17 protein-coding genes are annotated in these 25,104 nt (G+C 45.2%); 1 reads left to right on the plus strand and 16 read right to left on the minus strand.

The features are described from left to right. Positions 1–42 precede the first annotated feature (42 nt). The 9 genes from ACESTK_RS12340 to ACESTK_RS12380 form a co-directional block, all read right to left on the minus strand. Complete coding sequence (locus ACESTK_RS12340) at positions 43–816, minus strand: N-acetylmuramoyl-L-alanine amidase family protein (RefSeq protein WP_173716436.1); 774 nt, start codon at positions 814–816, stop codon at positions 43–45. Beyond that, a complete protein-coding gene (guaB, locus tag ACESTK_RS12345) occupies positions 816–2,273 on the minus strand; it encodes an IMP dehydrogenase (protein ID WP_118579160.1) in 1,458 nt (485 codons plus the stop codon). Before guaB ends, ACESTK_RS12340 begins: the two co-directional genes overlap by 1 nt. Before the next feature lie 81 nt (positions 2,274–2,354). Then, positions 2,355–2,861 carry a DUF6106 family protein gene (locus ACESTK_RS12350; protein WP_195983262.1) on the minus strand — a complete coding sequence of 169 codons (507 nt, stop codon included), beginning with the start codon at positions 2,859–2,861 and terminating at the stop codon, positions 2,355–2,357. Between the two features lie 396 nt (positions 2,862–3,257). Beyond that, positions 3,258–4,880 carry a chaperonin GroEL gene (gene groL, locus ACESTK_RS12355; RefSeq protein ID WP_195477787.1) on the minus strand — a complete coding sequence of 541 codons (1,623 nt, stop codon included), beginning with the start codon at positions 4,878–4,880 and terminating at the stop codon, positions 3,258–3,260. A 44-nt stretch (positions 4,881–4,924) separates the two neighbouring features. After that, the gene (gene groES / locus ACESTK_RS12360; RefSeq protein ID WP_118579169.1) at positions 4,925–5,209 is read right to left on the minus strand and encodes a co-chaperone GroES; all 285 of its coding nucleotides are present in this window, start codon (positions 5,207–5,209) and stop codon (positions 4,925–4,927) included. A 427-nt stretch (positions 5,210–5,636) separates the two neighbouring features. Further along, positions 5,637–6,422, minus strand: coding sequence for a GTP-sensing pleiotropic transcriptional regulator CodY (gene codY, locus ACESTK_RS12365; protein WP_118579172.1), 786 nt, complete (start codon positions 6,420–6,422; stop codon positions 5,637–5,639). A 354-nt stretch (positions 6,423–6,776) separates the two neighbouring features. Then, positions 6,777–8,855 (minus strand): type I DNA topoisomerase, encoded by a 2,079-nt coding sequence (gene topA / locus ACESTK_RS12370; RefSeq protein WP_373119868.1) that lies wholly within the window; start codon positions 8,853–8,855, stop codon positions 6,777–6,779. 42 nt (positions 8,856–8,897) lie between these two features. Further along, positions 8,898–9,782, minus strand: a complete 885-nt coding sequence (gene dprA, locus ACESTK_RS12375; RefSeq protein WP_118579174.1) for a DNA-processing protein DprA — start codon at positions 9,780–9,782, stop codon at positions 8,898–8,900. A 42-nt stretch (positions 9,783–9,824) separates the two neighbouring features. Beyond that, the gene (locus ACESTK_RS12380; RefSeq protein WP_373119870.1) at positions 9,825–11,420 is read right to left on the minus strand and encodes a YifB family Mg chelatase-like AAA ATPase; all 1,596 of its coding nucleotides are present in this window, start codon (positions 11,418–11,420) and stop codon (positions 9,825–9,827) included. A 204-nt stretch (positions 11,421–11,624) separates the two neighbouring features. Here ACESTK_RS12380 and ACESTK_RS12385 point away from each other — a divergent pair, with 204 nt between their 5' ends. Continuing rightward, entirely contained in the window at positions 11,625–11,837 is a 213-nt protein-coding gene (locus tag ACESTK_RS12385) for a helix-turn-helix domain-containing protein (protein WP_373119871.1), read from the plus strand. A 122-nt stretch (positions 11,838–11,959) separates the two neighbouring features. Here ACESTK_RS12385 and ACESTK_RS12390 read toward each other — a convergent pair whose 3' ends face one another. The 7 genes from ACESTK_RS12390 to ACESTK_RS12420 all read right to left on the minus strand — a co-directional run bounded on the left by ACESTK_RS12390 (position 11,960) and on the right by ACESTK_RS12420 (position 24,911). After that, positions 11,960–12,895: a YARHG domain-containing protein gene (locus ACESTK_RS12390; protein ID WP_373119873.1), complete on the minus strand. Its 936-nt coding sequence runs from the start codon at positions 12,893–12,895 to the stop codon at positions 11,960–11,962. Between the two features lie 17 nt (positions 12,896–12,912). Beyond that, on the minus strand, positions 12,913–14,328 hold the full coding sequence (locus tag ACESTK_RS12395) for an amidophosphoribosyltransferase (protein WP_148462780.1): 1,416 nt from the start codon (positions 14,326–14,328) through the stop codon (positions 12,913–12,915). A 15-nt stretch (positions 14,329–14,343) separates the two neighbouring features. Then, positions 14,344–16,320, minus strand: a complete 1,977-nt coding sequence (locus tag ACESTK_RS12400; RefSeq protein WP_373119874.1) for a fructose-1,6-bisphosphatase — start codon at positions 16,318–16,320, stop codon at positions 14,344–14,346. A gap of 21 nt (positions 16,321–16,341) precedes the next feature. Further along, complete coding sequence (locus ACESTK_RS12405; RefSeq protein WP_373119876.1) at positions 16,342–20,853, minus strand: PolC-type DNA polymerase III; 4,512 nt, start codon at positions 20,851–20,853, stop codon at positions 16,342–16,344. 21 nt (positions 20,854–20,874) lie between these two features. Further along, positions 20,875–21,945 carry a flavodoxin-dependent (E)-4-hydroxy-3-methylbut-2-enyl-diphosphate synthase gene (gene ispG, locus ACESTK_RS12410; protein WP_118579186.1) on the minus strand — a complete coding sequence of 357 codons (1,071 nt, stop codon included), beginning with the start codon at positions 21,943–21,945 and terminating at the stop codon, positions 20,875–20,877. 215 nt (positions 21,946–22,160) lie between these two features. Further along, complete coding sequence (locus ACESTK_RS12415; RefSeq protein ID WP_173773358.1) at positions 22,161–23,312, minus strand: toxic anion resistance protein; 1,152 nt, start codon at positions 23,310–23,312, stop codon at positions 22,161–22,163. A gap of 132 nt (positions 23,313–23,444) precedes the next feature. After that, positions 23,445–24,911, minus strand: a complete 1,467-nt coding sequence (locus ACESTK_RS12420; protein ID WP_373119879.1) for a 5-bromo-4-chloroindolyl phosphate hydrolysis family protein — start codon at positions 24,909–24,911, stop codon at positions 23,445–23,447. Between the last annotated feature and the right edge of the window lie 193 nt (positions 24,912–25,104).

Below are 25,104 nucleotides of genomic sequence, written 5' to 3' on the forward strand. Positions count from 1 at the left end.
GCCTGCATGAGCGAATTTATGGATATAATCCGTACTCTCTTCTCAGGAAATCCCCATCAGGCCCTGATCTATTGTGATCTGTGCACTGATATCCGCCTTCATCTGCTCCCAGGCATCCGGATGATCCACATAATACTTGGGGCATTCCTTGCCTGTCACATCATAATGCCGGATCACCTGCTCTGAAGTCAGCCCAAATCGGGCGCACAGCCATGCAGCCAGCTTTACCACAGAATCATAAGTTTCCTGTTCAAAAACGCCGGTATCATCTTTATGACAGCACTCAATGGAAATACTGTCCACATTCCTTGAGTTAGTCGCATAAGACATCTCCGAGGTAGGAATACACTGGATCACTTCACCCTCCAGTCCTACTACAAAATGGCTGCTTACTTTCGCCTCATGAGAAATGGAAAGATTCTCAAAATAATCCCTGTTATTCTGGGCTGTGGCACCGGGATTGGCTGTATAATGGATTGCTATGTAATCAGCTCCATTCAGGGGCAGCTGAGGCCTGGAATACTCATTTGGAGTCAATAATTGTACATCTATGTAGGGAGCACCCTGGGACATCCATTCTTCCGGTCCATAATTCGTATGATCATTCGTTTCCTGGAATGTCTCTGCACTTTCCTCCTGCTTCTGTCCTTTCCTTACCATCAGAATAACCACTCCTGTCACAACCAGAAGCAAAAGAAGCACCAGTAATGCCAGACGCTGATTTCTCTGACGGATTCTGCCGCCCTTATCTGTTTTTTCTCTTTTGTTAAAAGAAGGCCGCCTTGAAAAAGACGGCCTTGCAGATTTTCTTTTCATTATTTGTCATCCACACTGTAGTTCGGTGCTTCTTTTGTAATGTGAATGTCATGTGGGTGAGACTCTTTCAGGGAAGCAGCAGAAATCTTCACGAATTTACCATTCTGTTTCAGTGCTTCAATATTCTCAGCTCCACAGTATCCCATACCGGAGCGAAGTCCTCCGATCAGCTGGAATACAGTGTCCTCAAGGTGTCCCTTGTATGCAACACGTCCTTCCACACCTTCCGGAACAAGCTTCTTGGCATTCTCCTGGAAGTAACGGTCCTTGCTGCCATTCTCCATAGCTGCAATGGATCCCATTCCACGGTATACTTTATATTTTCTTCCCTGATATAACTCGAAAGTTCCCGGGCTCTCATCGCATCCGGCGAACATACTTCCCATCATACAAACGTTTGCACCAGCTGCGATTGCCTTGGTAACATCGCCTGAATACTTGATACCACCGTCTGCAATAATCGGAATACCATACCTCTTGGCAACCTCATAGCAATCCATGACTGCTGTGATCTGCGGTACACCAATACCTGCAACTACACGGGTGGTACAGATAGAGCCAGGTCCGATTCCGACCTTGACTGCATCTACACCAGCATCGATCAGAGCCTTGGTAGCGGCTCCTGTGGCAACGTTTCCTGCGATAACCTGCAGCTCCGGATATGCAGCCTTGATCTCTCGTACAGCACGGAGGATATTCTCAGAATGACCATGAGCAGAATCAACAACGATGACATCAACATTTGCCTTCACAAGTGCGTCTACACGGGCAAGCACGTTGGCGGTAATACCAACAGCAGCCCCACAGAGAAGACGTCCCTGTTCATCTTTGGCAGCCAGAGGATATTTGATCTGTTTCTCAATATCCTTGATGGTGATAAGTCCTTTTAAGTTAAAATCATCATCTACAATGGGTAATTTCTCTTTACGGGATTTCGCAAGGATTTCTTTCGCCTCTTCCAGTGTAATACCTTCTTTGGCTGTGATCAGTCCCTCAGATGTCATGGACTCTTTGATCTTCTTGCTGAAATCTGTCTCAAACTTCAGATCACGGTTGGTAATAATACCTACCAGCTTCTTGCCTTCTGTGATCGGGACACCGGAAATACGGAATTTCGCCATTAAGTCATTGGCATCCTTCAATGTATGTTCCGGAGATAAGAAAAATGGATCTGTGATAACACCATTCTCAGAACGCTTAACCTTGTCCACCTCTTCTGCCTGCGCCTCGATAGACATGTTCTTGTGAATGATACCGATACCTCCCTGACGTGCCATGGCAATCGCCATATTGTACTCAGTAACGGTGTCCATTCCTGCACTCATCATGGGAATGTTCAGTTTAATCTTCTTTGTAAGATAAGTTGAAACGTCAACTTGATTCGGGATTACTTTGGAGTACGCCGGAACTAAAAGGACGTCGTCGAAAGTAATGCCTTCACCAATGATAGTACCCATTGCTTTTCCTCCCTTGTCTTATTGTGTCTTTGGTTTGTAGATTAGTGTAGCAAAAAACTAAAAGTGTGTCAATCTAGTAAATTAATCTAAAAATACTTTGCTCGGAGCAGTATTTCTCATGGTTTTTGCCAATATTTCATCTGGCTCGATAATTACTTTGCAGGTATCTGCGCCATCGCGGCAGACAATTGCAAAACGCTTATGTTCCGGATTTCCGGAGGAAAAATCCTGTACTTTCAGCTTCTGGTTGCTGTTGTAATAGTCCATTCTATGTGAGTTAAGAGGTGCCATAATATCACATTCTGTGATGTTCAGGCTTTTTACTCTTTTTCTCTTGGACTTTGCCATGATCTTGTCAATGTCAAGTTCTCCGTTTACAAACAGGTACTCAAATTCCAGATCAGTGCCTGGAAAGATAAAAAGATAGGCACAGACTCCCAGCACAATTGCCGCGATCAGAAGCGGGGGCATAATAAACAGTCCTGCGAGTACCAGAAGCACGATCAGTGCAATGATACCGCCTTTTACCAGCCTGTCCTTTGCGGTCCTCTCTTTTTTTACAAGCAGCTCGGAATATAAATCGCTCATATTACAATTCTCCTTTGTTTTTTTTGCCAGCCAGCATGTTGTTTTAAGTATAACACACAAAAGTTTTCCTGTGAACATTGTTCCTGATAAAACGCAGAATATTGTCAGTACACAGTTACTGTTCACTCCGTTCACAGTAACGCGCTTCGCGATGCACAGAAATCATGCATTCGCATGATTTTGCGCCGCAATTCTCGGGTTTTCTGTGAACTTTGTTCACAAAAAACGCCTCGCGGAACGTTACCAGTGAACAGTAACAGTACACAGTTACTGTAAAAAATGACTTTTATTGAATGCAAAAGGGTCAGCGTCTTTGACACCGACCCTTATGAGTTCTGAATTATACTTTCAAAAATCCATTCATGGATTTTCCGTTCTGTTTTCCGTTGCTGGAAATTACATCATTCCCATACCCTGACCGCCAGCTGGCATTGCCGGAGTATCTTCTTTGATATTTGCAACAACAGACTCAGTTGTAAGCAGAGTAGAAGCAACACTTGTTGCGTTCTGAAGAGCACTTCTTGTAACCTTTGCAGGATCAAGGATTCCTTCGTCTACCATGTTTACATATTTCTCGTTCAGAGCATCAAAACCAACACCTGGCTCAGACTCTCTTACTTTGTTGATGATAACTGCACCTTCAAGGCCTGCATTAGCTGCAATACGGAACAGCGGAGCTTCCAGTGCTTTCAGGATGATGTTTGCACCAGTCTTCTCATCTCCCTCAAGATCTGCTGCAAGTTTTGCGACCTCTTTGGAAGCGTGGATATATGCAGAACCACCTCCTGCAATGATTCCTTCTTCAACAGCTGCTCTGGTAGCTGCAAGAGCATCTTCCATACGAAGTTTTGCTTCTTTCATCTCAGTCTCAGTAGCTGCACCAACACGAACCACTGCTACGCCGCCAGCAAGCTTTGCAAGTCTTTCCTGAAGCTTCTCTCTGTCGAAATCAGATTTTGTCTCCTCAATCTGAGCACGGATCTGGGCAACACGATTGGCAATTGCTTCTTTATCTCCCATACCATCAACAATAACAGTATTCTCTTTTGCAACTTTAACAGATTTTGCACGTCCTAACTGAGCCATTGTAGCATCTTTCAGTTCAAGACCTACCTCGTCAGAAATTACAGTACCACCTGTCAGGATTGCGATATCCTGAAGCATTTCTTTTCTTCTGTCACCATAGCCAGGAGCTTTTACAGCTACTACCTGGAAGGTTCCTCTTAATTTGTTTACGATCAGAGTGGTAAGAGCCTCACCCTCAACATCCTCAGCGATGATAAGAAGTTTTGCTCCAGCCTGTACGATCTGCTCCAGCAGCGGAAGAACTTCCTGAATGTTGGAGATTTTCTTGTCTGTGATCAGAATATATGGATCCTCAAGGTTTGCTTCCATCTTCTCCATATCAGTGGACATGTATGCGGAAATATATCCACGGTCAAACTGCATACCTTCTACAAGGTCAAGCTCTGTGTGCATGGTCTTGGACTCTTCTACAGTAATAACACCGTCGTTGGAAACTTTCTCCATTGCATTTGCAACAAGCTCTCCGACTTCTTTATCTCCGGCGGAAATAGATGCAACGTTTGCGATCTGTTTCTTTCCGCTTACTTTCTGGCTCATGTTCTTGATTGCTTCTACAGCAGTATCTGTAGCTTTCTTCATACCGCGTCTCATAACGATCGGGTTAGCACCTGCTGCCAGGTTCTTCATTCCTTCGTGAACCATTGCCTGAGCAAGTACAGTAGCAGTTGTAGTACCGTCACCAGCTACATCGTTTGTTTTGGATGCAACTTCCTTGATCAGCTGAGCGCCCATGTTCTCGAAAGCATCCTCAAGCTCAATCTCTTTTGCGATTGTAACACCATCGTTTGTGATAAGCGGAGCACCGAACTGTTTATCAAGTACTACGTTTCTTCCTTTCGGTCCAAGTGTTACTCTTACGGTATCAGCAAGTTTATTTACACCAGCCTCTAATGCTGTTCTGGCTTCTGCGCCATATTTAATCTCTTTTGCCATAATGAATCATCCTCCTGATTTCAAGTTATTTATAAGGTTATGTCTTATTTCACAATTGCAAGAATATCGCTCTGTTTTACAATGATATACTCTTCACCGTCAAGCTTAACCTCTGTTCCTGAATATTTGGAATAGATAACCTTGTCGCCTACAGTAACTTCCATTTTCACTTCTTTGCCGTCAACAACTCCGCCAGGTCCTACTGCGATTACTTCTGCCTGCTGTGGTTTCTCCTGTGCCTGTCCTGGAAGAACGATACCGGATTTTGTTGTCTCTTCTGCTTCTAACTGTTTTAATACAACTCTGTCGCCTAATGGAACTAATTTCATGATCTATGTCCTCCTTTAGAATTGCTTTTCTTTTCCTTGCTAGCACTCATTATTGCCGAGTGCTAATCACTGTCCATTATATTATTGAATTATCGTTATTTGTGCAACTCTTTTCATAGTTGCATTTTTAAGTATATTCTTTTTTATTCTCTTTTATGCTCTTTTTTTCTCTTGTTTTCTCACTTTAAAAATTTTCTGAATTTTTTTCTATTTCGAAGCTTCTGAAGACTGCCTGGTAAAGTTTTTTTGTGAAATCATGAATTCCAACGAAGTTTCCTGTTATACACAAAAAAGAACTGCCCTCCAGAGCGTGTTTGAAAAAGCGTTCCTGCAATCTGCAACTTCACAATTTGCAGAAAGCCTTTTTCAAACACGTTCAAAGGAAAACAGTTCTTCTGTACACTTGTTTGTTATTTATTGAATTCACTCAGGCCTTTTTATTTCTCTGGGCCTTAATCTCTTCTAATTCATCAAAGATCACTTCATTGAGAACCTTGATATAGGTTCCCTTCATACCGGATGACCGGGACTCAATAACGCCTGCGCTCTCGAACTTGCGGAGTGCATTTACGATTACTGATCTGGTAATACCTACTCTGTCTGCAATCTTGCTGGCAACAAGAATTCCCTCATCTCCGTCAAGCTCATCAAAAATATGGATGATAGCTTCCAGTTCAGAGAAAGAAAGTGTGTTAAAAGCAGATTTCACAACCTGTTTCTTTCGGTCTTCCTCAGCATTCTCTTCATGTACAGCTCGCATCATCTCAAGACCTACAACTGTGGTGCCGTATTCACTGACAATAATATCCTCAATATCATATGGACGATCCTTGCGGTACATAAACACCGTTCCAAGACGTTCTCCTGCAATATCAATAGGATTGATGATTCCCTGATAGCTGCTGGAAACATGCTCAAATCCAAGTGTCTGAAGATTCACGTTCTCTTTGGTAGATAATACCCCTAAAAAACGCTCATTCAGCAGAGGGTCAACATGACCGCCCACCTCATCAGCTATCAGCTCCTGGATTTCCTCAACTCCCGGGCAAAAGCTTACACCAAGCACCTTGCCTTTCTTGCTGAGAACCAGGATATTAGAACTTAAAGTATCCATCAGAACCTGGCAGATATCATTAAAAACCACCTTACTGGAACTGCTGTTATGGAGAAGTTTATTGATTTTTCTTGTTTTATCAAGTAACTGAACGCTCATTTTGTCCTCCCTTCGCTTTTGTTACATGAGAGCCTGTTTGAAAACCCACTCCCGCAATCTATACGCTCCACTTTGCAGGAGATTTTGCAGAAAGCATTTTTCAGGCATGCTCTGACTTTACCTGTTATTCTAATACTACACGTTTTTCAAACTATTTACAAGCTATTTTTTACTATTTTTCAATTTTGTTTAGCTTTTCTGAAAATATCACGTTTTTGAAACTATTCATCAAACAATGGAAGTAATAGAGCTTTTATTTAAAAAATCCCCTGCAAAACATAATACATCTGCCTTGCAGGGGATCTTTCCCGAAAACTTCTTAATTTGTTACTGTTCGCGAGCTTCACAGCAACCTTAATTTTCTTTTTCATCCTTCGGCCTGGTTTCTACATAGCCGCAGGTTTCCTGGCTGCACACCAGTTTATTTCCTTTTTCCACCATGTAGCTTCCGCACACCGGACATTTCTTATCCGATGGCTTCTGCCATGACATAAAGTCACATTCCGGATTATCTTCACAACCGTAATACTTACGGCCTTTCTTCGTCTTCTTAAGCACCACTTCCTTACCACACTTCGGGCAGGCTACACCAATCTTTTCATAATAAGGCTTGGTATTGCGGCATTCCGGAAATCCCGGGCATGCAAGGAAACGTCCGTGAGGACCATATTTAATCACCATATGACGACCGCAGTTATCACAGATCACATCGGTCTCTTCATCATGGATGTCTACTTTCTCCAGCTCTTCCTGGGCAGCATCCACATCATGTTTCAGATCCGGATAGAAGTTCCGGACTACTGTCTTCCACTGTACAGTACCATTCTCCACACAGTCCAGAAGTCCCTCCATGGTAGCCGTGAAATTCACGTCCACAATGCTTGGGAACGCCTGCTTCATAATACTGTTTACCACCTCGCCCAGCTCTGTCACATAAAGGTTACGCTGCTCCTTGGAAACATAGCGGCGGCTGATAATGGTGGTGATGGTCGGCGCATAAGTACTCGGACGGCCGATTCCAAGCTCCTCCATGGTCTTTACCAGGGAAGCCTCTGTATAATGTGCCGGCGGCTGGGTAAAATGCTGTTCCGGCTTTAACTCTTTCAGTTTCAGCTTCATGCCTTTGCTCAGGCTCTGGCTTAATACATTTCCCTTCTTCATATCCTCTTCCTGCATATATACCGAAAGGAAGCCGTCAAATGCCACCTTGGAGGCGGACACAGTGAACGTATAATCTCCACCAGCCACTTTTACAGAGGTAGTCTCATACTTTGCAGGAGCCATACGGCTGGCCGCAAAACGCTTCCAGATCAGCTGATACAAACGGAACTGATCTCGTGTAAGGGATTCTTTTATCTGTACAGGTGTACGGCTGATATCAGTTGGGCGGATAGCCTCATGAGCATCCTGGATCTTCTGTCCCTTCTTCACTGTCTTGGCAGTTTCTGACACATATTCTTCTCCATACTGACTGCCGATATAGCTTCTTGCTGCCGCATCTGCCTCATCAGAAATACGTACAGAATCAGTACGAAGATATGTGATCACACCTACAGTACCGTTGCCCTTGATGTCAACACCCTCATAAAGCTGCTGTGCCAGACGCATAGTCTTCTGGGTGGAAAAATTCAGTGTTTTGGATGCCTCCTGCTGAAGGGTACTGGTAGTAAAAGGAAGCGGAGCATTCTTGATTCTCTCGCCTTTTTTCACCTCAGAGATCTCAAATTCTTCGTTCTTAAGAGTCTTAAGAATCTCGTCCATCTCAGCTTTATTGTGGATATCCATCTTCTTGTCTGTTCCGTAGAATTTAGCCTCCAGAGGCTTTTTCTCGCCATCCACAAGGAATTCACCATTCAGGCTCCAGTATTCTTCCGGGATAAAAGAATTAATCTCCTCCTCCCTGTCACAGATGATGCGAAGTGCAACAGACTGCACACGGCCAGCACTTAAACCTCTCTTTACTTTCGCCCAGAGAAGCGGGCTGATGGTATACCCCACCATACGGTCCAGCATTCTTCTCGCCTGCTGTGCATCTACAAGATTCATATTCAGACCTCGTGCATGCTTCAGGGAATCCTTTACAGCAGTCTTTGTGATCTCATTGAAAGTGATTCGGTGCATTTTATCCGGATCTTCTTTCAGAGCCTGCATCAAGTGCCAGGAAATTGCTTCTCCTTCACGGTCAGGGTCAGTGGCAAGATAAATCTTATCAGCTTTTTTGGCTGCCTTGCGAAGTTTGGCAAGCAATTCCCCCTTACCACGGATGGTTATATATTTCGGCTCGAAATCATTCTCCACATCTATTCCAAACTGACTCTTGGGAAAATCACGGACATGTCCGTTAGATGCCTCTACCTCATAATTTGCCCCAAGAAATTTCTTTATTGTCTTTACTTTTGCAGGTGACTCAACTATCACCAGATATTTAGCCATACTACCTCTCCTACTTTGTATTCAGTCTACATACACTACAAATTATCCCCCTGATATTCTGTAGTATTGTCTGCCTGTCTCTCCCACAAGCCCCATTAGCTGAAGTTCTGTCAGAAGAGCACAGACTTTTGATGCTGAAAAACCGGTTTTCCGTATTAAATTATCCAGATTTTCAGGTCGTAAATCGAGACCACTATACACCAAATCCAAATCCGGTGCAAGCCCCAACTTCTTTTTTTCCACATTTTGAGGTCTGTTTTTTGCCTCGATTCCCCATTCCATAAGCATGATTTCCGGGCTGTAAGCGATTCCTGCACCATCGAAAATCAGCTTGTTGCAGCCTCTGCTCAGTTCCTCTGTCACAGCTCCCGGAAGGGCATAAACACTGTGTCCATGTTCCAGGGCAAAGTTTGCAGTGATCAGGGAACCGCTCTGTTCCTTGGCTTCTACCACAAGAACAGCATCGGAAAGTCCGCTGATGATCCGGTTTCTTGCCGGAAAAGCCCAGTTCACAGGCGGAGAGCCCGGGGGAAGCTCGCTGATGATCCCGCCGCCTTTTTCCAGGATCCGCTGATAAAGCCATCTGTTGGAATTGGGATAACACACGTCCACTCCGCTTCCCAGCACTGCAAAAGTAGGAGTGTCCGTATCCAGTGCACCTTTATGCCCCTCTGCATCAATTCCTCTTGCCATTCCACTGATGATCTGCACACCGTAGCTTGCCATGGTTCTTGCATATTTAAATGCCTGACATCTGCCATAAGGACTGCACATGCGGGCACCTACCACTGCTGCAGCAGGCTTCTTCGGATCTGGCAGGTTTCCGATGTAGTACAGTTTTTTTGGCATTCCGGAAAGTTTTCTCAAACGATCTGGAAAATTGGAATCCTCTATAGTTAAACATTTGATTTTCTGCATTGCTTCCATACTAAAATACCTCCCTGCGTGCGGTTTTATGAATAAATTCATTCAGCTTCTGTACTTCTTATCAAATGCTTTGTAAGTAAGGGCTTCTGCAACATGTCTTGTGTGTATCAGTTCCTCCCCTTCCATATCCGCAATGGTGCGTGAAACCTTCAGAATCCGGTGATAGGATCTTGCACTGAGTTCCATAAGCTCAAAAGCATTTTTTGCCACCTGAATGGCATTCTCTGTCAGCACACAGTATTTCCGGATCTGCTTCCCGGACAGTTCTCCGTTAAAACAGATTTTCTCATTCTGGTAGCGTTTCTGCTGTATTCTTCTGGCTTTTTCCACTCTTTTCCGGATAAGGGCAGAACTTTCTCCTGGTTTTTCTTCTGAGATCTGGGAAAAATTAACAGGCGGCACATCTGCACATAGATCGATCCGCTCCAGAAGGGGCTGGCTCAGCTTATGAAGATAATGACTCACCTCGCCAGGTGTGCACCTGCATTTATTCATATCCGGATAATAGCCGCAGGGACAGGGGTTCATGGCTGCTACCAGAATAAATCCCGCCGGAAACACGTACGTTCCACTTGCCCTTGACAGCTGGATCTGCTTGTCCTCCAGGGGCTGTCGCAGCACTTCCAGGCTGCCTCTTGCAAATTCCGGCATTTCATCCAGAAACAGAACGCCTCTGTGAGCCAGGGTCACTTCACCAGGACCCGGGATTCTTCCGCCTCCAGCCAGAGCTGCAGACGAACTGGTATGATGCGGACTTCGAAAGGGTCTTGCCTTAATTAATGGTCTCTTTGGACTTAAAAGTCCAGCAATGCTGTAGATTTTTGTAAGCTCCAGGCTTTCCTCAAAAGTAAGAGAGGGCATGATCGTAGGTATTCTTTTGGCAAGCATGGTCTTCCCAGTGCCCGGAGGGCCGATAAACAGGATGTTGTGAAATCCGCTGACTGCAATCTCAGCAGCTCTTCTGGCACTCTCCTGACCACAGATTTCCCCGAAATCCACCAGACTCTCTTCTGTCTGATTCTCTTCTGAATTTTCCTCTGAAAACTGATTTTCTTTTCCAAATGCATCCGGATCTGAGACAAGCTTCAAAACTTCTTTTATATTTTGAACTCCGACCACTTTCATATCCTTCACCAGAGCTCCTTCTGCCAGATTTTCAAACGGAATGATACAATACCGGCATCCCAGTTCCCTTGCCCGGATCACTCTTGGCAGCACTCCGGATACACTCCTTACCTCCCCATTCAGACTGAGTTCGCCAACCACCATTACATTCCGAAGAAGCTGTGGTTCTATAAATCCCGATGCTGCCAGCACCGCTGCTGCCACAGGCAGGTCAAAACCGGCCCCCTCTTTTCGCAGATCAGCAGGTGCCAGATTCACCGTCACCTTCTTAGGCGGCAGACTGATCCCATTATTTTTTAACGCTGTGCGCACTCTGTCCTGTGCTTCTTTCACCTGGGTGCTGGGAAATCCAACCATGGTAAAACAAGGCAGACCGCTGCTTACATCAGCTTCCACCTGAACCGGGCAGACTTCCATTCCGGAAATCGCCGCTGATAAAACACTTGCAAACAATCTTATCCCTTTCTGCAGATACAGTCCTTCCCCATATACGAATCTGCTCTGCCATTTCAATGTATCTCTGGAATAAAAAAGAATAAAAGTAAAAAAGATATGATTAAAAGATATACAAAATTCATTATAGCCCATTTTGCTCTGAATTGCAATAGTGCATTTCGTTCTGATTTATACTTTCTGAAAGGATTCGGGGCCAGACGTTTTTCGTTGTTCGTTACATTTGGTCCCTGCAGACTCTACAGAAGAAAAAGAGGTGAACCTATGAAATTTCAGAGAATTCAAGACCTTCGGACAGACGCTGATCTGTCCCAGAAGCAGATCAGTGATATCCTTCACATCAGCCAGCGTTCCTACTCCCACTACGAAACTGGCTCCAGGAACATTCCAATCGAAATGCTGATCCGCCTTGCAAATTATTATGAAACCAGCATTGACTATCTGGTTGGCCGTACTGATAGTAAAAAAATGCCGTAATTGCAAAGGTACTGAACAGGTACAAAATGAGGGGGATGCGATTTCCCCCTCATTTTCTATACCATAAATAAAGTTATTACCATTCACTCGTAACATTCCGTAAAGTATTTTTCATATATCCGTTACTTTCCTTCACTTCGAAGCTTTCCTTCCGTATCTGCAATTTTCTGAATATTTGCGACTTCATATTCATTAAACACAGAAGTATCTGCATCAAAGGTCTCCGGCTCCACAGTTCCCTTATACCAGGATTTACTGTTAAAATAATCCGCAATTCTCTGTGTCACAAATTTCCTGCCATGTCGGGCGTAAATCTCATTTTTCGCCAGTTCCAGCTGGTCAGATGAATAGCCCGACAAATCCTCATCTGTAAGGTATCGGCTGTTGCTGTCCGGGAATATATAATCCTGGGAAGAGAGATCCGTTTTATCTGTATTATCAGCCGGAGTCACTGAAGGTGCCTGTGTCACAGAAGCGGCTTTCTCCCTTGTAAGGACCCCATCTACCTTTGGTGTCACCCCGGCACCCTCTGCAGGGGAAGCTGTATTAAGGCGCAGATAAAGTTTGCCCTGATCAAAGGTCATATTTCCACGCACCTGGTTTCCCCAGGAATCTGTAAAGGAAAGCTTTGCTGCATTTCCAGCCACTTTTGCAGTGTCCGAAGCTTCCGAAACCTTAGTGCCGGCATTGTCACCAGCCTGAGAAAAAGTAAAAGTAACAGACTTCAGGGTAAGGTCGTCTATAGACAGTGTCACCAGTCCATCCTTGCTGTACCAGGTACCCATATAATCATTTGCCACGAACGCCGGTGCCCGGGTGATCACAGGAGTCGGTGTCACTGTGGCCGTAGGCTCCGGTGTGGGCGTAGCTGTAGCCACTGGAGTCGGTGTCACTGTGGGCACCCTTTCCAAAGCCTCAATAGCAGCCTTCTTCTGCTGCTCCTTCTGAATCTTTTTCTTATGTTCGGCAAACAGAAGCCCCGCTGCTCCAATCATGATAAATATGGCAATCAGGGCAAACAGCGTTGCTTTTAGTACATCTTTGTTGTGCTTTTTCACAGGCAGTCACCTCCTGTTTATTCCTGTCCGTTCCAGCAATAAGTGCAAAGCTTGCACGGTTCAATATCAATTGACTTCTTCAGATCATCCAGACGATGATATTTCAGGGATGTAAAATTCAGTTCCTTGCGGATTTCTTCCAGCATTTCTTTGTAGTTTGTAGAATCCGGATTTGCATAATCCTGCAAAATCCTGTCTGATACATTGTCCCCTTCACGTTTCGCAATGATCCTTCTTGTGATCAGATCCATCTCTGACTTAGAGCGTGAGAAATTCAGGTACTTACATCCATATAAAAGCGGCGGGCAGGCAGGTCTGATATGAACCTCCTTAGCACCATTGTTATAGAGGAATTCTGTTGTCTCACGAAGCTGGGTACCTCTTACGATAGAGTCGTCAATCATAAGGAGGCTTTTATCTTTGATCAGTTTATGTACTGGGATCAGTTTCATTCTGGCGATAAGATTTCGCTGGCTCTGCTGAGTCGGCATAAAAGATCTTGGCCATGTGGGCGTATATTTAATAAACGGACGGGCAAACGGCACACCAGAGCGGTTAGCATAGCCGATGGCATGTGCAATACCGGAATCCGGTACTCCTGCAACCAGATCCGGATTCACTTCTCCGGCATCTCTTCCTGCCAGAATATCGCCGCATTTGTAACGCATTTCCTCTACATTTACCCCCTCATAAGTGGAGGTTGGATATCCATAATATACCCAGAGGAAAGAACAGATTCGCATCTTGTCTCCTGGCTTCTGCAGAACCTGGGCTCCCTCCGGGGTAATAAAATCAATCTCTCCAGGTCCCAGCTCTTTCAGGTCTTCATAGCCAAGATTAATGTAGGCATGACTTTCAAAAGAAGCACAGCATGCATCTTCCTTCTTGCCGATTACAAGAGGAGTTCTTCCATAACGGTCGCGTGCTGCGTAAATGCCCTCCCCTGTCATAAGAAGAAGGGTCATAGAGCCCTCGATCATCTCCTGTGCATAGCGGATTCCCTCAACAATACTATCCTTCTGATTGATCAGCGCTGCAGTCACCTCTGTAGGATTCACACTGCCACCGCTCATCTCCAGAAAATGGGTATGCCCGTCTTTGAAGCATTTCTCTACCAAAGCTTCTATATTATTGATCTTGCCTACTGTTGTAATTGCAAAATTTCCCAGATGGGAACGCACCAGAAGAGGCTGCGGTTCATTGTCAGAAATACAGCCTATTCCAAGATTGCCTTCCATCTCTGCCACATCTTTGTCAAATTTGGTACGGAACGGTGAGTTCTCAATATTATGGATCACGCGGTTAAATCCACTGCTCCTGCTATAAACGGTCATTCCGCCCCTTCTTGTACCCAGATGGGAGTGATAATCAATTCCAAAAAAAAGATCCATTACACAATCAGACTTTGACGCAACACCAAAAATTCCACCCATTTTTCCTTAGTCTCCTTATTTTTTCTCCTTTATAACGCCTTTTCTGTAGGCATCCAAAAGCTGTTTCAGCTCCTGAATTCGTTCTTTCAGTGCCTTACCGTTATCCGTATCTCCCACAAGGGCACGCCTTGGATTATAGCGGACAGCCACACGGTTGGACACAATGTCCCTCTCTGTTTCCACTGCATCTTCCGCCGAAGTAAAAGGCTCATGGGCAGTCAGGCTCAGACCATAGGAACTGTAAACAAGAGTATATCCGGCAATACCGGTCACATTCCGGTATGCCTCACAAAAACCACCGTCAATTACGATCACCTTGCCATCACATTTCACCGGATTCTCTCCCTCCAGCTGATGAACAGGCACGTGACCATTGATAATATGCCCCTCATCCGGATCCAGCCCGAATTCTTCCAGCATACGATTTACTACCTCTTCTTTTTCCCAGAGGTGATAGTAGGCATTCTTTTTCTCTTTGTGTGTCTCTTTATCTGCGATAAAATAACGCTCGAAGGTAGTCATTTTATCTTTTCCATAAAGGGGAGAATTAGGCCCGGCCCAGATATACCACAGAATATCCTGGCTTGCTTTCTTCTCCTTCTCATCTACGGTAAAAAAAGCTTTTCTTACGTAGGCTTCCAGTTTATCATAAAGTGCCTTGCCTTTACAAGTCTCACCGTAAATCTCAACTTCTTTCAGAGTTCCATCCTCGTTCAGCGGAATACTTCCATGGAAAAGAAGGTTCCCGTTATAGGTCTTATAAAGGCCGCCTTTATCCAGAAGCAGCTGCATGTGGTTCTGAAGCTTCTCGCAGTTTCGAAATGCTGAGCTCAGGCGCTCCACTACTTCTTTTTCCCCATCTGTCAGCTCATAAGGATGTTCCCAGTCAATGGTTGGAAAATGGGTGTCCAGAAGATTATGCATACTTCCATCCGGCAGCTGCACAGTGCCCTTCTCCGGATCAATCCCCTCCAGAACGCATCGATTCTCCATATGAAAATCCGGATGTTCTTTCGCCAGTACCCCTTCCAGCTTAAACTGGATAATGGAAATGGCTTTGTGCATTTTCCTGCTCAGCTCTTTCTCAAGAGCATTGTAATTGGAAGGATTGCCATGTACTTCAAATACCTGGCAGGGATCATCCCCGTAAACCTCCATGGCAAAAGCAGCAAGAGGCATCATATTGATTCCATAACCATCCTCCAGAATATCCAGATTGCCGTAACGGATACTGTTACGGATCACTGTGGTCATACAGGCAGCCTGTCCTACAGCGGCGCCCATCCATACCACATCATGGTTTCCCCACTGAATATCCAGAGAATGATAATCCATCAGTCTGTCCATAATAAAATGAGGACCGGGACCTCTGTCATATATATCTCCAAGCACATGAAGGTGGTCTACAACCAGTCTCTGGATCAGTTCAGCAAGAGCGATAATGAAGTTCTCTGCCCTGCCGATATCTATAATGGTATCCACAATGGAATCGTAATAAGCCTCTTTATCCAGAACTTCTGCTTTCTCCGTGATCAGCTCTTCGATCACATATGCATAATCCGAAGGCAATGCCTTACGAACCTTGGATCTGGTATATTTGGAGGCAGTTGTCTTGCACACTTCAATAAGACGGTACAGGGTGATCTTGTACCAGTTCTGCATATCAGACTCTTTTTTCTTCACATAGGCAATTTTTTCCTTCGGGTAATACACGAGAGTTGCCAGGGAACGCTTGTCACTGTTGCTTAAGGTATGTCCAAATACATCATCTATCTTCTTTCGCACAGCTCCCGAGCCGTTTCGAAGCACATGGGAAAAAGCCTCGTACTCTCCATGGATATCGGAAAGAAAATGCTCGGTGCCTTTTGGAAGATTGAGAATGGACTGAAGGTTGATGATCTCTGTAGAAGCCTTCCCGATGGTGGGGTAGAGCTCCGCCAGACGTTGTAGGTAGCGCAGTTCTTCTGTTTTCATGGAACCTCCTAAATTCATATTACTCTTATTTAACCAGCGTTAGAAATCAAACAATGAAATCTGGTTGGATTGTGGAATATCTCCAAATAATCCAAGTTTATCCATCAGATCAATTACGGTCTTGCTGACCTTGGTCCTGTCACGGAAATCATCCTTGGAAAGAAATCTTCCCTGTACAGCAGCATCCACTACAGCATCTGCCGCCTTATCTCCAAGACCCTCTATAGAATCAATGGACGGCATCAGTTTTCCTTCTATGATCTGGAAACGATGTGCCTTCGCCCGGTAAATATCAATGGGCATAAAATCATAACCTCTTGCATACATTTCCTGGACAATACGCATATCTTTCAGGGTATCCTGCTCTTTTTTGGATGCAGCGTCCCCTTTCTTGCGTATCTCTGCCATATAAAACTCCAGCTTTTCTTTTCCCATACACATCAGTTCATAGGAAAAAGCTGTGGCACGGATACTGAAATATGCACCGTAATAAGCCAGCGGCTGGAATACCTTGAACCAGGCGATTCTGTATGCCATCATAACGTAAGCTGCCGCATGGGCTTTCGGGAACATATATTTGATTTTTTTGCAGGACCAGATATACCAGTCCGGAACGCCGTGTTCTTTCATGGTGGTGATCCACTCATCCCGAAGGCCTTTTCCTTTACGGACGCTCTCCATAATAGTAAAGGCAAGACCACTTTCCACACCCTGACCGATCAGGTAGATCATAATATCATCTCGGGTACAGATTGCCGTGGAAATAGTAGCTTTTCCCTCTTCGATCAGTGTCTGCGCATTTCCCAGCCATACATCCGTACCGTGGGAAAGTCCGGCAATACGGACCAGATCAGAAAAATATTTCGGCTTGGTATCCACAAGCATCTGCATGGCGAAATCAGTACCAAATTCTGGAATTCCCAGACAGCCAAGCTTGCAGCCGCCGATATCCTTCGGATCAATTCCAAGAGCTTCTGTACTGGCAAAAAGTGACATAACCGCCTTGTCATCAAGAGGAACCTCTCTTGCATTCAGGTCTGTCATATCCTCAAGGGTACGGATCATGGTGGGATCATCGTGTCCCAGAATATCCAGCTTCAGCAGGTTTCCATCAATGGAATGGTAGTCAAAATGGGTGGTGATAAATCCACTGCTGGAATCGTTCGCCGGGTACTGGACCGGGGTAAATTTCTCTATTTCCTCTCCCATTGGGAGTACAATAATTCCGCCAGGATGCTGTCCGGTGCTTCGCCGGATACCGGTACACCCCTGTACAATACGGTTGATCTCGCAGGAACGCTTGTGCTGCCCCCGCTCTTCAAAATAGTTCTTTACATATCCGAATGCGGTTTTATCCGCAAGGGTACCGATGGTTCCCGCCTTGAAGGTCTGACCTTTTCCGAATATAACCTCTGTATAATGATGGGCATTGGACTGATACTCTCCTGAGAAGTTCAGGTCAATATCAGGCTCCTTATCTCCTTTGAATCCAAGGAAGGTCTCAAAGGGAATGTCAAAGCCCTGTTTGGTCATCCTGGTGCCGCACTTTGGACAGATCCTGTCTGGCATATCGCATCCCGCCATACCGGAAAAGGCCTTGATCTCCGGAGAATCAAAGTCACTGTACTTACACTCCGGATTGGGGCACAGATAATGGGGAGGCAGAGGATTTACCTCTGTAATACCAGACATGGTAGCCGCCAGGGAAGAACCTACAGACCCTCGGGAGCCCACCAGATAACCATCTGCATTGGACTTCCACACCAGCTTCTGGGCAATAATATACATCACCGCATATCCATTGGAAATAATGGAATTCAGCTCTTTGTCCAGACGGTCTTCTACGATCTTGGGAAGCACTTCACCGTACATTTCATGGGCTTTCTGGAAGCACATATCCTTTAAGTCCTGGTCAGAATTCTCAATAACCGGCGGATATTTATCCGGATGGATCGGTGACATTTTCTCTATCATATCCGCAATTTTCACTGTATTTGTAATTACCACTTCCTCTGCCTTCTCGCTTCCCAGATAGGAAAACTCCTCCAGCATTTCCTCAGTAGTGCGAAGATAAAGAGGTGCCTGATTGTCGGCATCCTTGAAGCCGCTTCCAGCCATGATAATACGGCGATAGATTTCATCCTGGGGATCCATAAAATGAACGTCACAGGTAGCAACAACCAGCTTGTTAAACTGTTCACCAAGCTTTACAATCTTTTTGTTGATCTCAATCAGATCCTCTTTCGAATGAACCGTATCATTCTTTTCATCCTCCACCATAAACATATTGTTCCCAAGGGGCTGGATTTCCAGATAATCATAAAAGCTTACCAGCCTTGCGATTTCCTGCTCCGGTGCATTGCGCAAAAGAGCCTGGTAAAGCTCACCAGCCTCGCAGGCACTTCCAATAAGAAGTCCCTCCCGATGTGCCTCAAACACGCTCTTTGGCACACGAGGTCTGTGGTTAAAGTACTTGATATGGGACTGGCTTACCAGCTTGTACAGATTGATACGGCCGGTCTCATTTCGCATGAAAATAACGGCATGGTAAGTAGGCAGTTTCTTAATGGTGTCCGGGGAAACCTTTCCCTGCTCATTCAGCTTGTCTACATCCGTAATATCTCTTTCCCTGCACATTCCCACGAATTTCTCGAAAATACGTGCCGTACACTCTGCGTCATCAACTGCACGATGGTGATGATCTAGGGAAACGCCAACTGCCTTGGCAACGGTATCCAGCTTAAAACGGTTCAGCGCAGGCAGCAGGAATCGTGCCATACCTACCGTATCCACATAGGTGAAATCATTTGGGATGCCCATGCGGTTACAATTCTCTATAATAAAACTCATATCGAAATCTGCGTTGTGGGCTACCATTGTAGCTCCTTCACAAAATTTCAGGAATTCCGGTAAAATTTCTTCAATTGGACGGGCATCCATAACCATGCTGTCATTAATACTGGTCAGCTGCTCAATTCGAAATGGAATTGGAACCTGAGGATTGACAAATGTGGAAAAACGATCTGTGATCTTTCCATTTTCCACCAATACAGCACCAATTTCAATGATCTTACAGGTAAGGGGGGAAAATCCTGTGGTCTCAATGTCGAAAACCACGAATCTGCCGTCCAGGGACTGTTTTTTCGGGTTGGTGACCATACCCTTTAAGTCGTCTACCAGATAGGCCTCCATACCGTAAAGCACCTTAAAATCAGAATCCTTTGGCACGCAGCCTCCCCACGCATCAAAGCAATGGTTTGCCTCCGGGAAAGCCTGCACCACACCATGATCTGTGATGGCAATGGCAGGATGCCCCCACTCGTAGGCACGTTTTACCAGCGCTTTTGCCTCGGTTACACCATCCATATCGCTCATTTTCGTATGACAGTGAAGTTCCACACGCTTCTGAGGGCTGGTGTCCACTCTGGAGCTGCGGAAATCGGAGATTTTCTTAATTCCGGAGATGGAGCCTATGGTAAGCTCACCATCGAAACGGTCAATAGAAGTAACGCCTTTGATTTTCAGGAAGGCACCTTTTTTCACATGCTCTTTGATCTCCGGCACCTGCTCGTTGCGCAGGAACATTTTTACTGTGATGGAGTCTGTGAAATCCGTAACCGGGAAAATCAGTATGGTCTTCTCATTTCGGATTTCTCTCGCTTCCACATCCATAACCTGGCAGCGGATGATAACCTCTCCCATTTCCTGCACAATATTTTCCAATGGAATAGGCTCGTCCTCAAAATCCCTTCCATAAATAACATCCGGATTTGGATCCTTGCGGAAGCCACCACGGAAATCGCCCCATTTGCCTTTCTTTTCGAATGGCTTTTTCTCGAAAGGCTTCTTTTCACTGGCTGCCTCTGCTTTTTTCTCCGGCCTGGCAGCGGCTGTCTTGCCGGCTGCGGCCTCTTTTCCTGTTTTTTCCTCAGCTGCAGGAGCTGGTGCTGCGCTCTCTTTTTCTGTGGAAAGTCTGGCATGCTTCAGCACATTAGCTACTTCCTGACGGATCTGGATAGCTGCATTTTTGCGGTACCTGCTCTCCTCCGTCTGCACATAATCCAGAGAAACTTTCAGGTCCATTCCACAACGCTCGCAGAATACTTTGTGAAGATATTCAATAAGTATCTCACTTTTCTGTCTGGAAATCACAGAATCCGGAAGTGCCATATTCAGGCAGTCATCTTCTGGAAATGTGATCTGTGCCTGCTTGAACAGATTGTATTCCAGCATGTTGTAATTGCGAAGCTCCAGTTCCATGCTGGAGCGGTAGGTATCCAGGAAATTCTTTGGCGTGTACTGTCTGGACAGATGGAACTTCTCGATTACCTTCACACTCACTTCAAGACCAGGAAAGCACTGTCTCTGAATCTGCTCTTCTAGGCTGAAAATATGCTTTTTATGGATCCAGCGGTCGCTTTTCAGGTAAACCCGGACACAGGTTTTGGCAGAGTTGCAGGCAACCTTGGTGACGATCACCTCTTCCAGAAGTTCACTTAATTCCTGTTTTAATTTTAAGTTTGGAAATACGTCAAAAAATTCTTTTTCCATTTATAGAATATACACCTTCTGTCATTTCTGTGTCTTATTGCTATCCCAGTTCATCAATTCTTCTCTCAAGGTATCCAGCAGCTGGTCTTCCGGCACTTTCTTCACAATCTCACCGCCTTTGATCAGAAGACCTACACCTACGCCGCCTGCAATTCCGATATCAGCTTCTTTCGCTTCTCCCGGGCCGTTTACCACACAGCCCATAACAGCTACTTTAATGTCAAGAGGGATATCCTGCACCATAGTTTCTACTTTATTTGCAAGACCGATCAGATCGATCTGGGTGCGCCCGCAGGTTGGACAGGATACTACTTCCACGCCGCCTTTGCGAAGTCCAAGGGTTTTCAGGATACGTCTGGCAGATTTTATCTCTTCCAGAGGGGCACCAGTCAGGGAGACGCGGATCGTGTCACCGATTCCCTGGTATAAAATAATACCAAGCCCTATGGCAGATTTGATATTTCCAGAATAAAGGGTTCCTGCCTCTGTAATTCCCACATGGAGAGGATAACTGGTCTGTTCCGCAATCAGTTCGTGAGCCCTGGCGCACATCATAACATCAGAAGATTTGATGCTGATCACCAGATTGTCGTAGCCAAGCTCTTCGATAATGTGCACCTTGTCAAGGGCGCTTTCTACCAGACCTTCTGCGGTAACACCGTGATATTTCTCCACAAGTTCTTTCTCAAGGGAACCGCTGTTTACCCCAACACGGATGGGAATATTCCGCTCCTTCGCCACATCTACAACTGCCTTGATACGCTCTGTGCTTCCAATATTTCCGGGATTGATACGGATCTTGTCGGCACCGTTCTCCATAGCCGCAATCGCAAGACGATAATCAAAATGAATATCTGCTACCAGCGGAATGTGAATTTGTTTTTTGATCTCTTTCAGAGCCTTTGCCGCTTCCATGGTCGGCACTGCACAGCGGATAATGTCGCAGCCAGCAGCCTCCAGGGCAAGGATCTGCTCTACGGTTGCCTGCACATCCTCTGTTTTTGTATTGGTCATAGACTGGATCAGAATGGGATTTCCGCCTCCAATCTTCTTATTTCCTATCTGAATTACTTTGGTATGGTCTCTGTACATACGAAATTCCTCCATATATTATGAACATGATATTCTTTGATTACTGTTCACTGATAGCATTCTTTGCAGTTCACTTTTACACCGCAGGCGCTTATCAAACTTTTCTATGCAAAAAGGCACAAAAGGGATGTCTCTGACACCCCTGCTGTACAGTTATTTTCACAGCATTCTGCAAGTATTTTCAAACAGGCTCCAGAGCCTGTTTTCTTTGCAATTTAATGCTGGATTTCCAACAATTTATTCTTCAAGTCTTCTTCCATCTTGCGCATTTCCAGTTCTGCCTGGGCTCTCTTGGCGCGGCCCTCTTTCTGAATATTCATGACATCATCCAAAGTAGCGATCAGCTCCTGATTGGTCTGCTTCAGAGTCTCAATATCCACGATTCCGCGCTCAGATTCCCTGGCAGTCTCTGTGGATGCAAGGTGAAGTGCCTCCGCATTTTTCTTCAAAAGTTCATTTGTCAGGTCTGTTACCTGGCGCTGGGCCTGGGCTGCTTCTGTGGAATGGGCGATTCCAAGTGCCAGCACCATCTGGCTCTTCCAAAGTGGAATGGTATTTACAATGGTTGTCTGGATTTTTTCTACCATAAGGGTGTCATTGTTCTGCACCAGACGAATCTGCGGTGCTGTCTGCAGGGAAATGGTTCTGGTCAGTTCCAGATCATGCAGCTTCTTCTCGAAACGATTGCACTTGCTGTCCAGATCCTTGGCTTCCTGCGCATCCTCCGGAAGTCCGCTGACTGCTGCTTTTGCCTCCAGATCTTTTAATTTTCCCTCCCGTACTTCCTGCAGCTTCTGTTTTCCTGCAAGGATGTACATGGTCAGTTCTTTATAATAGTTCAGGTTCTGGGCATACATTTTTTCCAGAACTGCGGAATCCTTCATGAGACGCATCTGGTGATCCTGAAGGGAGGTAGTGATCTTCTGCACATTTACCTCAGCCTTGGCGTAGCGGTTCTTCATATTTTCAATCTTGCTGCCCTGTTTCTTGAAAAAGCCAAGAAAGCCTTTCTCCTCCTCAGCAGCATCAAAATCGCGAAGCTCGCCTACCACCTGGGTGATCAGCTCTCCAACCTCACCCAGATCCTGTGTCCGTACATTTTCAAGAGCTGCATCGGAAAAATCAGCCATTTTCTTCTGGGTTCCGGCACCGTACTGGAGGATCTGGTTAGTATTCTCAATGTCAATTTTCTTAGCAAAGCTGTCTACCATCTGCTGTTCTTCCGGGGAGAGAACGGTCTGTTCCATTTCCTTTTTCACAGCTTCGGCTTCCGGCTCTGCTGCAATCTCTGCCTTTGGCTCTCCCAAATCCGGTTCTAATGTAAGTGTAGGTGCGTTATCTTCAAAACCTGTAAATTCGTTTCCCATAGCATCCTCCTTGTGTATAGGTCTGCCCATATTTATCAGCAGCCTTCAGTTTGGCATTTTCGTTATTTTTATAACACGCTCTAACCCCGCTGCAAATCTTATCTTTTCATATACTTAACATTCCGCACACTGCTAGAGCCTGTTTTTTTCAGCCTCTTTTCTCATACGGGTAAGCTCGTCCTCAGTCAGCCCTTCCTGTGCCAAAACTGTGTTAAGAACAGAAATATCACTGGATACATCCATAGCCGTGTCTTCAAATATGGAATCCAGAAGCTTCTCAAAAGCCACATTCAGCGTATCAATAGTCTCTTCGATTTCTTTCTTGGAAGAAGTAATATTCTCTCCCTGAACCGGCTGGCTGTCCATTTCTTCATATGCATTCAAAAGCTTCACAGTCATAGGAAGATAATAATCCATAAGGCGGTTCAAATCCGGAATAATCTCCGGATGAGCCTTGGCGCGTTCAAAAATCTTCGCTATGATCAGCTCCATACGGGAGATTTTTCTGGAAATCTCTTCTCCTGGAATGGCATCATTGCTGCGGTGGATTTTATCAAGAAAGTCATTTCCCTTATCCAGAACCTGCCGGACTTCCGGGGAAAGTCTGATTCTTTCCGCAGCATCCCGTTCTGCTTCCACACACGCCCGGGCATCTGCCTGTTCATGCTGGTTAAATTTCTGCCTTTCTTTTTCCTCTGCCTGCTGACGAAGCGCTGCCTCCTGGCGTGCACGCTCTTCATCCTGCTGATGATTTCTTTCTTCCAGCCGCTTCTGAGTGCTTACATATTGGTCGTAAGTCTCATTACTTGTGATCAGGCAGGTTTCCTGTTTATCAACATGTCCCTGAAGGAACCAGCCTTTGCTTATCATACGTTTGATATCTTTTTTTACAAATTTCACCGGCTTGCCGACTGCCTGTGCCAGCTGCTGGAAATTGCAGTAGGTGTGAGTGCCAAGAGCCTTGATATACTTGTTTCGGCGGCTTAAACTGGTAAGACTGCTGCAGCCCTGTCCAAGAAGAATACCTCCGCCGACCGTAAATGCCGCCAGAACAGCCGAAATTCCAAGCATTACACTGCTGCTAAAGCCAGCTCCAATTCCCCCAACTACCATTGTAGCAATTCCAAATGTTCCAGTAAGAATCCCACCAAACACTGTCTTCAGAATTCCCCCGACCTTGATTCCATTCGTCGGTAAATACAACGCCAGATCCGAATTCTGGTGATTGGTATCCTGCCTGCCTGTACCATTTTTCTGGAAGTTTCCATTACGCAAATCATTCCCTTTCGCACCGGCATATCCTTGATAACCAGTTCCATGATCCTCCCCGGTACTCCGGTTTTTCTTTCCATCCTTCTGAAAATCCCAGGATCGATTCTCTCTGTAATCATAAGAACTGCCGCTGCGGTAATTGGTATATTTCCCACTGCCCACAGTATTATTAAGCGCATCCCGAAGGGCATCACTCCCATTATCAATAGCCTTATTCAGCGCCTGATTAATACTCTTGCTCAGTTTCTGGTAATTTTTTTCATTTACTGCACTGTCAATGATGCTCTGGATCTTATCTCCAAGTTCATCAAATTCGTTATATCCCATCTTTTCCTCCGGATATTTTATTTCACAACGCTTGTTTTATCATTATACAAAAATCCCCCTCAAAAAACAAGACACCATAAAATATAAACACATTATACTTTTTGTAACCTTTTTCACAGGAAAATCACTTAAAAAATCTGCTTTTCCCATTGAATTTCACACGTAAAAGTTTTACAATAGTAAAAACATTGGG

The sequence above is a fragment of the Ruminococcus sp. Marseille-P328 genome (genome assembly GCF_964249465.1).
Lineage (GTDB): Bacteria > Bacillota > Clostridia > Lachnospirales > Lachnospiraceae > Blautia_A > Blautia_A faecis.

Bases quoted from the DNA above. Each gene is read 5' to 3' on its own strand.
- ACESTK_RS12340 (WP_173716436.1), bottom strand. From the start codon at position 816: ATGAAAAGAAAATCTGCAAGGCCGTCTTTTTCAAGGCGGCCTTCTTTT.
- ACESTK_RS12420 (WP_373119879.1), bottom strand. From the start codon at position 24,911: ATGGGATATAACGAATTTGATGAACTTGGAGATAAGATCCAGAGCATC.
- ACESTK_RS12405 (WP_373119876.1), bottom strand. From the start codon at position 20,853: ATGGAAAAAGAATTTTTTGACGTATTTCCAAACTTAAAATTAAAACAG.
- codY (WP_118579172.1), bottom strand. From the start codon at position 6,422: ATGAGCGTTCAGTTACTTGATAAAACAAGAAAAATCAATAAACTTCTC.
- guaB (WP_118579160.1), bottom strand. From the start codon at position 2,273: ATGGGTACTATCATTGGTGAAGGCATTACTTTCGACGACGTCCTTTTA.
- ispG (WP_118579186.1), bottom strand. From the start codon at position 21,945: ATGTACAGAGACCATACCAAAGTAATTCAGATAGGAAATAAGAAGATT.
- groL (WP_195477787.1), bottom strand. From the start codon at position 4,880: ATGGCAAAAGAGATTAAATATGGCGCAGAAGCCAGAACAGCATTAGAG.
- ACESTK_RS12400 (WP_373119874.1), bottom strand. From the start codon at position 16,320: ATGAATTTAGGAGGTTCCATGAAAACAGAAGAACTGCGCTACCTACAA.
- groES (WP_118579169.1), bottom strand. From the start codon at position 5,209: ATGAAATTAGTTCCATTAGGCGACAGAGTTGTATTAAAACAGTTAGAA.
- dprA (WP_118579174.1), bottom strand. From the start codon at position 9,782: ATGGAAGCAATGCAGAAAATCAAATGTTTAACTATAGAGGATTCCAAT.
- ACESTK_RS12395 (WP_148462780.1), bottom strand. From the start codon at position 14,328: ATGGGTGGAATTTTTGGTGTTGCGTCAAAGTCTGATTGTGTAATGGAT.
- ACESTK_RS12385 (WP_373119871.1), top strand. From the start codon at position 11,625: ATGAAATTTCAGAGAATTCAAGACCTTCGGACAGACGCTGATCTGTCC.
- ACESTK_RS12350 (WP_195983262.1), bottom strand. From the start codon at position 2,861: ATGAGCGATTTATATTCCGAGCTGCTTGTAAAAAAAGAGAGGACCGCA.
- ACESTK_RS12415 (WP_173773358.1), bottom strand. From the start codon at position 23,312: ATGGGAAACGAATTTACAGGTTTTGAAGATAACGCACCTACACTTACA.
- topA (WP_373119868.1), bottom strand. From the start codon at position 8,855: ATGGCTAAATATCTGGTGATAGTTGAGTCACCTGCAAAAGTAAAGACA.